Below are 11118 nucleotides of genomic sequence, written 5' to 3' on the forward strand. Positions count from 1 at the left end.
CCAGACTTAGTTATCGTAGGTGGCGGTATCGCAAACGCTGACGACCCAGTTGAAGCAGCTAAACAATGTAAAGCAGCGATCGAAGGTAAATAAGATGGCTGAGTTAACGAACTATCGTCTCGTGCTTGACGAATTAGATAGCACGCTTGCGCATGTTGAAGCAGAGCAAGCTCAAGCATTCGTGCAAGAGGTGCTCAATGCCAAACATGTCTTTGTAGCAGGCAAGGGTCGTTCAGGATTTGTAGCGAATAGCTTTGCGATGCGTTTAAACCAACTTGGTAAAAGTGCGCACGTGATTGGAGAATCAACGACACCTTCTATTCACGAAGGCGACTTATTCATCGTGATTTCTGGTTCAGGTTCAACTGAGCATCTACGTTTACTTGCAGATAAAGCGAAATCAGTAGGTACACAAGTGGTGCTGCTCAGTACGAAACCAGAATCTCCAATCGGTGAATTAGCGAATACAGTGATTGAGTTGCCAGCAGGTACGAAACATGATGCAGAAGGTTCAGCGCAACCTTTAGGCAGCTTGTTCGAACAAGCATCTCAAATTCTGTTAGATAGTCTCGTTCTTGACTTGATGAAAGAACTTGATGTGAGTGAAGAAACGATGCAACAGAATCACGCTAATTTAGAATAATCGTATAGATCATGATTTGAAAGTGCCAACGGGTAAGTTTCGGCTTATGCGTTGGCGCTTTTTGTGTTTTTGAGAGATGGTGTTGGGTGGGGAACGATAGAGTGGAGGGATAAGTTGTGTAGGGTGCGTGCGATATAAGGGTGTTGTTTGGTGTTAGGGCTTGAAGCTTGGTAGCATTTTGGAATTCTCCGGCGAGAGGAAGGTTATGCATTTTGTAACAGAAATGGGCGGAGTTACCACTTTTTCTAAAAAATTGTGGAGATTGTGGGAAGTTCTTTTCATTTTCACTCAAATTCAACTATAAAATTGGGAGAAGTTGACCCTGAGCTACCATTTAAGGTTCGAATCGGTGATGTTACAAAAAATCAAAATATCCTTACCCCACCTCTCCACAGCGTCCAGAACATTCGCGTATGTCATAGAGATGTTAATATAATAAGGTGATAAGTTAACGATAAGAGGTGGAACTATGGAAATTCTCAAGCAGCTTCAACTATACAGTCGACAAATGCCTGAACGGCTGGCACTACAATTTGAAGATCAACGCTTTACTTATGGAGAACTACAACAGCTAATCGAAACGGTTGCAGAGCAGCTTTCTATCACACCTCACTCAAAGGTGGCAGTAGGCTTTCATGACCAAGCGCAAACACTCATTTACTACTTCGCACTCCTTCAATGTGAGGCCGTCCCATGTGTGATGGATCCTAAATGGTCTGAAATGCAACGTCAACAAATACTCCAACGCTATGAGATTGAGGCGATTATACAGAGTGACGGTGAGGTCCAGCCCACTACTTCATCGGCATATAGAGAGAACGATGAACATCATAAGATAGAGGGTTTATTACATATCGGATTTACTTCAGGGACTACTGGACTACCTAAAGCTTACTATCGTAACGAAGCATCGTGGCTCGCATCTTATCGAGAGAATGAGCGTCTGTTATCACCTGAAGTTCAAGCTATTGTTGCGCCCGGCCCTCTAGCTCATTCATTATCTCTCTATGCTTGTATTTACGCGCTTTATAGCGGTCGTACGTTTATCGGTATGAATCACTTCGAACCTACTAAGATGATGCAAAGTATTGCAGAAGTGAAGGCACCCTCGGCATTGTTTCTAGTACCGACGATGTTGCGCTATAGTTTGCATGCGCAATGGATTGCAGAGGAGTGCGTAGATATTTTTACCACTGGAGATAAATTGCCAACAGAAATCTTTGAACAGGTCAAAGACAGCTTTCATGACGCAAATATCATTGAATTCTTTGGTACGTCAGAAGCGAGTTTCATTAGCTACAACTATAATCAACAAGCGCCAGTGCGTTCTGTGGGGCGATGTTTCCCAAATGTTCAAGTAGAATTGCGAGCGCAAGACGAAGCGGGCGTGGGTCAACTCTTCGTTCGGAGTGATATGACCTTCAGTGGCTATGTAGGAAAGCCGGTACCCCAAGCGATGTGGATACCTATTGGTGACTACGCTTCACTAGATGAGCAAGACCATCTGTTTCTTCACGGTCGCCAAGCAGATCGACTCATTATTGGTGGGCGCAACGTCTACCCATCTGAAATTGAGGCGCAAGCACTGACACATTCTGATATTTCTGAAGTGTTAGTGATAGGCGAATCCCATGCGCAATTCGGGCAGATTGCTGTGATGTTATATGTCGGAGAGCGAACGCTGAGTTATCGAGAGTTTAGGCATTTTATGGAAGAAAGATGTGCACGTTATCAAATTCCCTCTAAACTGTTGAGAGTGGCTGAGATGGACTATACAGCTAGTGGTAAAATTGCTCGAAAACGGATGGCACTAGCTTATGAGGAAGGACGGTTAAAGAGATGAATAAACCAGTAATTGTAGCGGCGAAGCGTACACCGTTTGGAAAATATGGTGGTGCGCTCCGGACTTTAGAACCTGACATGTTATTAAAGCCTTTATTACAACATTTAATTGAACAATGCCCAGAATTAAAGCATCGCACTGATGATGTGATACTCGGAAATGTCGTCGGTAATGGAGGGAATATTGCGCGTAAATCGTTGCTTGAAGCAGGATTGTCGGAAACCATTCCCGGGGTCACGCTAGATCGTCAATGTGGTTCTGGTCTAGAAGCTATCTTGTACGCTTGTCGAATGATTCAAGCGGGCGCAGGACAGATTTATCTTGCTGGCGGTGTTGAAAGTACGAGTAGAGCACCGTGGAAGATTAAACGCCCGCAATCGGTCTATGACACAGCAATGCCAGAAGTTTATGAACGTGCGTCATTTGCGCCTGAGGGACAAGATCCGTCGATGATTGAAGCGGCGGAGAACGTTGCGCAGCACTATGCCATTACACGAGAAGCTCAAGATCACTTTGCCTATCAGAGCCATCAACGCACAATGCAAGCTTATGAGGAAGGGCACTTAGTTGATGAAATTCTTCCTTTAACGGTAAAAGGCCAGCGTGTAGATATGGATGAAAGCGTGAAACCGAGACTGCGTATGAAATTGTTAGCACGTATGAAACCGCTTCTCCCTGGTGGAACCGTAACTGCAGGCAACTGCTGCATGAAAAACGACGGGGCCGTAATACTGCTTGTGATGGAAGAACATACTGCTCAAGCGCTGGGTTACCATCACGGTCTACAATTTGTGGACGGTTTAACGAAAGGTGTTGACCCGACGTTATTAGGTATTGGACCGATTCCTACAGTCGAGACATTGTTAGAACGGAATCAAACTCGCATGAAAGATATCGAAGCAGTGGAATTGAATGAAGCCTTTGCTTCTCAAGTACTTGCATGTCAAAGGGAATTAGGGATTTCTGAAGCGCAACTTAATCGCTGGGGCGGTGCGATTGCGACAGGACACCCTTATGGTGCGAGTGGTGCGGCGCTTGTGACCCGATTGTTCAATATGAATTGCGACGGTCTGACTTTAGCGACTATGGGCATAGGAGGAGGTATGGGCAATGCCATCTTATTCCGACCTTGGACGTGAAGAAGTAGAACAGCAATGGGTGCATTTTGATGAAAAGGAAGTGGCGCGTTATCAAGCTTTGATAGGGAGTGACGGTGAGGCGTTGCGACGTGTGCCTGTACTGTATTGCGCGCGGCTCTGGCCAGAATTTGATTTATTCAGAGCTATTAATGGGCAAGAACTCAAACTTCGAGAGACGGATGTGCAACAGTATCGGAGCTTGGAGACGAAGCGGTGCTATTTAGCTGAATTGCGCGTGTTAAATGTGCGCCAAATTCGTCATTTTAAGAAATATCAGTTGCAGTTGGTGCTTTACGAGGAAGGCCGACTTGCTGTAAAGATTCAGCAGACATTTGTAAAAGAGGTGAATGGCTGATGCAGTTTTCTCGTAGTGAGGTTGAACGTTACTTGAACATGGTGGGCGATGAGAACCCGCTTCATTCGACCATCGTTCCAGGTCAGCTCATCGTCGATCGTTGTATGACGACGTTAGGGGTGACGTGGATGCATTTTACAATAAACTATCGGAAAAGCGTAATGATAGATGAACCGTTGACAATTCAAAATACTGACGCCCAGACCATTCACATTTTGAATCAATCACAAGAAGTGACAATTCAAATTTGCAAGAATTAACAATTAGTGAAAATGAAAAAACGAAAACCTTGCAGTAGGTTAAAAATTGTTACATAGATTGTTTTGAATCTCTATTTTTGAATAAAAATTTAAGGTTATGATTTAATATACCCCTTTTCAATTTAAGTTTGACAAAATATTTTACTTCGCTATAATAGTTAAGCATAAAAAAGGGGGAGTATTAGAAAAATGGATTTTGATTCTAATCAAATTAAGTATGTCAATGCAAAAAAAGCAAAGAAAGCAGTATTTGCAACTGGCATAGGTAATGCCATGGAATGGTTTGACTTCGGATTGTTTGCGTATTTAGCAGGAGTGATTGGGCATAACTTCTATACGGAACTTCCGTCGCAAATGCAATTGATTTATACCTATGCCACGATGGCCATCGCATTCTTATTACGCCCAGTTGGTGGCATTGTCTTCGGGATACTCGGTGACAAATTTGGGCGTAAAGTCGTGCTAACGTCCACGATTATACTTATGGCGTTCTCAACATTACTGATTGGATTATTACCTACTTATGGTCAAATTGGTATGTGGGCACCCGTCTTGTTACTCATTGGACGGACAATTCAAGGTTTCTCAACAGGTGGTGAATATGCTGGAGCGATGTCATACATTGCAGAAACAGCTCCGGATAAGAAACGTAATCGCCTAGGTTGTGGTTTAGAAATCGGTACATTAGCGGGTTACATTGGAGCTGCAGTATTAATTGCCGTTCTAACAGCAGTGTTGACGACTGAACAAATGAATACATGGGGCTGGAGAATTCCGTTCTTCTTCGGTTTATTACTTGGTTTATTTGGACTTTACTTACGTCGTCGACTAGAAGAGTCACCTGTATTTACAAATGAATTAGCTACGAAACCGAAAGAAGAAAAGATTCATTTCTTCAGTATTATTCGTTACTATTGGAAGAATATCTTAGTATGTCTCGTTGCCGTAATGTTCTTTAATGTGACAAACTATATGATAACAGCTTATTTACCACAATATTTAGAAGAAATTATTAAGATCAATCCAACAACAGTTTCTTCTATTTCAGTAGCTGTCATGGCCCTCATGATTGTCTTAGCACTTATGTTTGGGCGTTTAACTGATAAGATTGGTGAGAAGAAAGTCTTCCTCATCGGTTTAGTAGGGACAGCAATCTTTAGTATTGTAGCCTTTGCGTTATTCCAAACACGTTCAGTACCGATGATTGTCTTAGGTGTGTTCATCTTAGGCTTCTTCTTATCAACGTATGAAGCGACAATGCCAGCGTCATTACCATCTATGTTCTATACGAACGTGCGTTACCGTACATTGGCTGTGACATTTAACGTGTCTGTATCTTTATTTGGTGGTACAACGTCTTTTGTAGCTTCTACATTAGTTGCGAAGACAGGTAATGTGTTTATGCCAGCGTATTATCTTGTTGCGATCAGCGTGATAGGTATCGTAGTGATCACTTTCTTACATGTCAGCACGGCAGGTAAATCGCTTAAAGGCTCATATCCAAACGTAGACAATAAGAGAGATCATGATTATTACGTGAAATATCCAGAGAAAGCATTGTGGTGGAAGAAAGAACAACGTATTTAATTATTTAAGATAATGTTATGAGAGAAGGATGATGACATTTATGTGTTGTCGTTCTTCTCTTTTTTCTTATGTAGTAAAAGGGTTTAGGTAGATGAGTGGGAAAAATTGTAAAGAAAAAAGAAGTAATTTCGCCAAGAACGTCGTGTATATAAGTGATAGGGTAAAAAAATAGCACTTATATTAGAAGTGTTTCGAGTTGCTCTCCAAACAGTCGAAGTGGGACAAACTTCGTCTAATATAAGTGCTAAAGGGTTATAGGGATGGTTGTATCAACATGCGTCATTCACTGAAGGGGGCAATGAGCGACGATGTCGATACGGAATATCATACTTCTGTTTACAAAAAGGGAGTAATTCAATGTTCTTTGTGTCAAAAATTGTGTATCTTACGTAAATTATATTTTCGGTTTTGAGGTGAAAATGACTAGGAACAGTGATTTGCCATTTGATCTACATCACTTTCTAGTAGAGAGAGTAGTTTGTATATATCGTTGGAAGTTAAGGTTTCATCACATTTAACTGAAATCGTATTAAAGGTTTTAGTTATGATTTCGTAGATTGGCTTGCCATTTTCAACTATCTTATTGTAGATTATCATGTTGTTTCATGACCTCCTTTCTCTCTCTACACTTAACACTATAAAGTATATTTCTATGTATAACATGAGTCTGTAGTATCAACTTTAACTACGCCTTTCGTACGAGAGTAGAAAAACCTTTATATATCAAGGAGTGTAGGGGGCATAAAATTATAAAAAAGGAGACAAGACTAGAAATTTATCTCATTTCGTAGCCTTATCTCCTGGGAATTTAACTTATATCAAAGTATTTTGTAAGATAGCTTACACTTCTTGAACATCTACGTCGATGTGTTCAATACGGTTGTATGCACCGTGGTCTACTGGACCAACGAAGTCGTTCATCTTCCAACCATTTTTAATGGCAGAAGCAACGAAAGCTTTCGCAGCAATTACAGCATCTTTAGGGTTTTTACCGTTTGCGAGATATGCTGTTGTCGCTGCCGCAAATGTGCATCCTGCGCCGTGATTGTAACTTTGTTGGAACATATCTGTCGTTAATTGATAGAATTTGTCGCCATCATAATAAAGATCGTATGACTTATCTTGATCTAACGCTTTACCACCTTTAATGATGACATGTTGTGCGCCTTTATCATGAATAATTTCAGCGGCACGTTTCATATCTTCGATTGATTTCAATGTGCCAAGACCAGCTAGTTGACCTGCTTCAAATAAGTTAGGTGTAGTAATCGTTGCTTTCGGTAAGAGATGTTCAATCATCGCATCTGTATTGCCTGGGTTCAGCACCTCATTCTCACCTTTACAAACCATTACTGGGTCTACAACGAAGTAATCTGCGCCAGATTCTTCAAATGCTTCGCCAGCACGTTTGATGATTTCTTGCGTACCTAACATACCAGTCTTCACTGCATCTGGTCCGATAGAGATTGCTGTTTCTAATTGTTTCTCGAAGACCTCGAAAGGAATAGGCGTCACATCATGAGACCATGTTTCTTTGTCCATCGTAACGATAGAAGTTAATGCGACCATGCCATACGTGTCGAGTTCTTGGAATGTTTTTAAGTCGGCTTGCATTCCTGCGCCAGCACTCGTATCAGAGCCGGCGATAGTTAATGTTTTCTTAAGTGCCATTATCTTCACTCCCTAAATGTCTTTACTTCTATTTTACCACGTTTCCAAATTGCTCAACATCGACGTGCTTTCTAACTCTTGTATCTTTAAAGGTAAAATATAAGAGATCGTCACTGTTTCTAAGTAACGCTATACAGACGGATGTGTTACGATAAACGGTGAGGTGATAAGAAGAATGGAATGGGCAGATATCTTTCACGACATCACATCGCGACACGACTTCCAAGCGATGCATGATTTCTTAGAAAAAGAGTATACGACGCAAATTGTTTATCCAGATAGAGAGAATATCTATCAAGCCTTTGATTTAACACCGTTTAATAAGGTTAAAGTAGTAATACTGGGACAAGATCCATATCACGGTCCGAATCAAGCGCATGGTTTAGCATTCTCCGTGCAGCCTAACGCTAAGTTTCCACCATCTTTGCGCAATATGTACAAAGAATTGCAAGATGATATTGGATGTGTGAGACGTTCTCCTCACTTACAAGACTGGGCAAGAGAAGGTGTGTTGTTGTTGAATACCGTACTCACTGTCCGTAAAGGTGAAGCACACTCACATCGCGATATCGGTTGGGAAACGTTCACGGACGAAGTCATTCAAGCGGTATCTGACAATTTAGAGCATGTCGTCTTTATTCTGTGGGGCAAACCTGCTCAGCAGAAGATCAAGTTAATCGATACGTCGAAACACCATATCATCAAATCCGTACACCCAAGTCCATTGTCTGCGTATCGCGGTTTCTTTGGTTCTAAGCCGTATTCACAAGCGAATGCGTACTTAGAAGAACATGGTATCGAACCTGTAAATTGGTGTGAAGGTGAGTGATTCACGAATGAATAAAGATAAACTCATTCAATTGATAGAAAGTGAGTTAGTGCAAGCAGATGAAGCGACGAGCGATGCAGCGTTTGAAAAGCATCTGTATGCGATACATACACTCACTTCGTTGTATGTAGATCAGAAGGAGGCACATAACGCTTCCGCTACACATCAACACTATCCAGAAGTGAATAAGACGCAATATAGCAATTCTAGCTATCCTTCTCAATCTACGAACGCATCTCGCTCTTCACAAAAATCACAACAAGATGTGACGGTAGATGAGATTAAAGCGATGGGTGGAAAGGTCCCTGCGTCGATGCAACAAAGTCAAAGCAGTGACTTACCATCGAATAAGATGGTGACCGATGATGAAATCGGCAACGGTGATTCAATATTTGATTTTTAAACTTATAGAGGTGAAATAGTTATGATGAAAGTATTTATTATTCTAGGTGCTTTAAACGCATTAATGGCAGTCGCAACAGGTGCGTTTGGTGCACACGGTCTTGAAGGGAAACTTTCAGAGAAGTACATGTCTGTTTGGGAGAAAGCAACGATGTACCAAATGTATCACGGTTTAGGACTGCTCGCGATAGGTATTATTAGTGGTACGACAAACATTAATGTGAACTGGGCAGGATGGCTCATGTTTATTGGAATTATCTTATTTAGTGGTTCACTTTATATCTTAGCTTTAACACAAGTTCGTGTCTTAGGCGCAATTACGCCTATCGGTGGTGTCTTGTTTATTGCAAGTTGGCTAACGTTAGTCATCGCAACTTTTAAATTATAAATTAATAGTGATTTGTGTTATAAAAACTCACCTTTTGGGTATAGTACATCTCATGGGGTGAGTTTAATTTATGAGCGAAAATAATAAAAAAGTCGATAGAGGGAATTTAAAGCAAAACCTATCTGAGAAATTCGTTTGGGCCATCGCCTATGGTTCATGTATAGGTTGGGGTGCCTTTATCCTACCTGGTGACTGGATTAAACAGTCAGGTGCGATTCCAGCATCCATCGGAATCTTTATCGGCGCATTGTTACTTATTCTCATAGGGGTAAGTTATGGTGCATTAGTATCGCGTTTCCCTGTTTCTGGTGGCGCGTTTGCATTTAGTTTCTTAGGATTTGGAAGATATGTAAGTTTCTTCTCATCTTGGTTCTTAACCTTTGGCTATATTTGTGTAGCCGCACTCAACGCGACAGCATTTAGTTTACTGATTAAGTTCTTATTCCCAAGTGCATTACAGACTGGGAAGTTATATACCATCGCTGGATGGGATGTATACATAACGGAAATTATTATTGCTTCCGTTCTACTTATTGTATTTATGATCGTTGCGATTGTGGGCGCTAGCGTATCAGGTTCTTTACAGTATTACTTCTGTATTGCGCTCGTTGTTACCGTGCTCTTACTCTTCTTTGGTTCGTTCTTCGGTAATAACTTCTCTTTAGAGAATTTAAAACCACTGGCGAACGAACATAAAGGTTGGTTCTGGTCTATCGTGTCGATCGTGGCGATATCCCCATGGGCATACGTTGGTTTCGACAATATTCCACAGACGGCCGAAGAGTTTAACTTTTCACCTAATAAATCATTCAAACTGATTTCATTTAGCTTAATCGCAGCCGCTCTAACATACGTTGTGATGCTCTTCTTCACAGGTTGGCTCACAACATCCAACAACGGTGTGAATGGTCAGTTATGGGTGACAGGTGCTGAAACTCAAGAAGCCTTTGGTTACGTTGGTTTAGCGATTCTATCTATCGCGATTATTATGGGTATCTTTACCGGCTTAAACGGTTTCTTAATGAGTTCAAGTCGTCTCCTATTCTCTATGGGACGTTCAGGTATTATGCCTATGGTCTTTAGTAAACTGCATCCGAAGTACAAGACGCCATATGTAGCAGTCATCTTCTTAGTTGCGATGACACTCGTGGCACCATGGCTCGGTCGTACAGCATTACAATGGATTGTTGATATGTCATCTACCGGCGTATCTATCGCCTACTTTGTTACATGTCTATCAGCAGTTCGTTTGTTTAGCTACGATCAAACAAGCAAGACTTACGCGCCAGTTTACAAGACCTTTGCGATTATCGGTTCAGTGATTTCATTTATCTTCTTATGCCTGTTGTTAATTCCAGGCTCACCAGCATCACTTTCTGTACCTTCTTACATCGCATTAGCGGCTTGGTTAGTGTTAGGTCTCATCTTCTTCTTTATCCGCTTACCGAAGTTGAGACGTATCGATAATGATGAGTTAAGCCGTTTAATCTTGAATAGAAGTGAAGATGATATTGCTGATTTAGTAGATGAAAATAGCACAAATCGTACTAATAAGTAGACAACTAAGCAATTGAAGCGTCAACCTCCAACGAACGAGGTTGGCGTTTTTCTTATACATTCTGTAAGATAAGAAATAGAAGTACTGAGAAAGAAGAGGTGTGAGACATGCAACAAGGACAACGTTTGATGAATGAGTTTCGTGTGATTTTTAATAAACTCGCCTGGCTAAATAAGCATGAAATGGAACAACAGTTAAAAGGATATACACCTTCTGAAATTCACTGTTTAGAAGCCATTCGTTATACTACACAGCCCAACGTTCAAAAGTTGTCTCAACAACTCTTTATGACGCGTGGTGCGGTAAGTAAGCTCACAAAGAAGTTACTCAATAAAACATTGATTGAACGTTATCAAGACCCTTCTAATAAGAAAGAAATCTATTATCGTCTCACAGAAGAGGGTGAACAGATAGAGCGTTTGCATCAACAAATTCATGAAAAA

The 11118-nt window shown here is 41.2% G+C and carries 13 protein-coding genes and 1 pseudogene; 12 read left to right on the top strand and 2 right to left on the bottom strand.

All coding sequences use genetic code 11. The features are described 5' to 3' along the window. From CD039_RS11950 to CD039_RS00465, 7 genes and pseudogenes are all read left to right on the top strand, one after another. Window positions 1–93: pseudogene (locus tag CD039_RS11950) on the top strand (3-hexulose-6-phosphate synthase); the annotation flags it as partial. A gap of 1 nt (window position 94) precedes the next feature. Beyond that, entirely contained in the window at window positions 95–643 is a 549-nt protein-coding gene (gene hxlB, locus CD039_RS00440; RefSeq protein WP_103370681.1) for a 6-phospho-3-hexuloisomerase, read from the top strand. A 469-nt stretch (window positions 644–1112) separates the two neighbouring features. Next, window positions 1113–2486, top strand: a complete 1374-nt coding sequence (locus CD039_RS00445; RefSeq protein WP_103370682.1) for an AMP-binding protein — start codon at window positions 1113–1115, stop codon at window positions 2484–2486. Then, window positions 2483–3625, top strand: a complete 1143-nt coding sequence (locus CD039_RS00450) for a thiolase family protein (RefSeq protein ID WP_103370683.1) — start codon at window positions 2483–2485, stop codon at window positions 3623–3625. Before CD039_RS00445 ends, CD039_RS00450 begins: the two co-directional genes overlap by 4 nt. Further along, complete coding sequence (locus tag CD039_RS00455) at window positions 3597–3980, top strand: VraC protein (RefSeq protein ID WP_103370684.1); 384 nt, start codon at window positions 3597–3599, stop codon at window positions 3978–3980. Before CD039_RS00450 ends, CD039_RS00455 begins: the two co-directional genes overlap by 29 nt. Next, on the top strand, window positions 3980–4240 hold the full coding sequence (locus CD039_RS00460) for a hypothetical protein (RefSeq protein WP_103370685.1): 261 nt from the start codon (window positions 3980–3982) through the stop codon (window positions 4238–4240). The genes CD039_RS00455 and CD039_RS00460 overlap by 1 nt, the downstream gene beginning before the upstream one ends. Window positions 4241–4429: 189 nt before the next feature. Further along, window positions 4430–5827: an MFS transporter gene (locus tag CD039_RS00465; RefSeq protein ID WP_103370686.1), complete on the top strand. Its 1398-nt coding sequence runs from the start codon at window positions 4430–4432 to the stop codon at window positions 5825–5827. 423 nt (window positions 5828–6250) lie between these two features. Here the strand turns inward: CD039_RS00465 and vraX are convergent, their stop codons facing one another. Together vraX and thiD are read right to left on the bottom strand one after the other, a co-directional pair. Continuing rightward, entirely contained in the window at window positions 6251–6424 is a 174-nt protein-coding gene (gene vraX / locus CD039_RS11805; protein ID WP_049409110.1) for a C1q-binding complement inhibitor VraX, read from the bottom strand. Window positions 6425–6667: 243 nt separating this feature from the next. Next, a complete protein-coding gene (gene thiD, locus CD039_RS00470) occupies window positions 6668–7498 on the bottom strand; it encodes a bifunctional hydroxymethylpyrimidine kinase/phosphomethylpyrimidine kinase (RefSeq protein WP_103370687.1) in 831 nt (276 codons plus the stop codon). Window positions 7499–7673: 175 nt separating this feature from the next. On the opposite strand from thiD, the gene CD039_RS00475 reads away from it, so the two are divergent. From CD039_RS00475 to CD039_RS00495, 5 genes are all read left to right on the top strand, one after another. Next, entirely contained in the window at window positions 7674–8327 is a 654-nt protein-coding gene (locus CD039_RS00475) for a uracil-DNA glycosylase (protein ID WP_070503328.1), read from the top strand. A gap of 7 nt (window positions 8328–8334) precedes the next feature. Continuing rightward, the gene (locus CD039_RS00480; RefSeq protein ID WP_103370688.1) at window positions 8335–8730 is read left to right on the top strand and encodes a DUF5327 family protein; all 396 of its coding nucleotides are present in this window, start codon (window positions 8335–8337) and stop codon (window positions 8728–8730) included. Window positions 8731–8754: 24 nt separating this feature from the next. Further along, complete coding sequence (locus tag CD039_RS00485) at window positions 8755–9117, top strand: DUF423 domain-containing protein (protein WP_103371574.1); 363 nt, start codon at window positions 8755–8757, stop codon at window positions 9115–9117. Between the two features lie 70 nt (window positions 9118–9187). After that, the gene (locus tag CD039_RS00490; RefSeq protein ID WP_103370689.1) at window positions 9188–10675 is read left to right on the top strand and encodes an APC family permease; all 1488 of its coding nucleotides are present in this window, start codon (window positions 9188–9190) and stop codon (window positions 10673–10675) included. 107 nt (window positions 10676–10782) lie between these two features. Then, window positions 10783–11118 (top strand): MarR family transcriptional regulator (locus CD039_RS00495; protein WP_240595006.1); only part of this gene is annotated, 336 nt, incomplete at its 3' end.

It is taken from the genome of Staphylococcus argensis, from assembly GCF_002902305.1.
GTDB classification, from domain to species: domain Bacteria; phylum Bacillota; class Bacilli; order Staphylococcales; family Staphylococcaceae; genus Staphylococcus; species Staphylococcus argensis.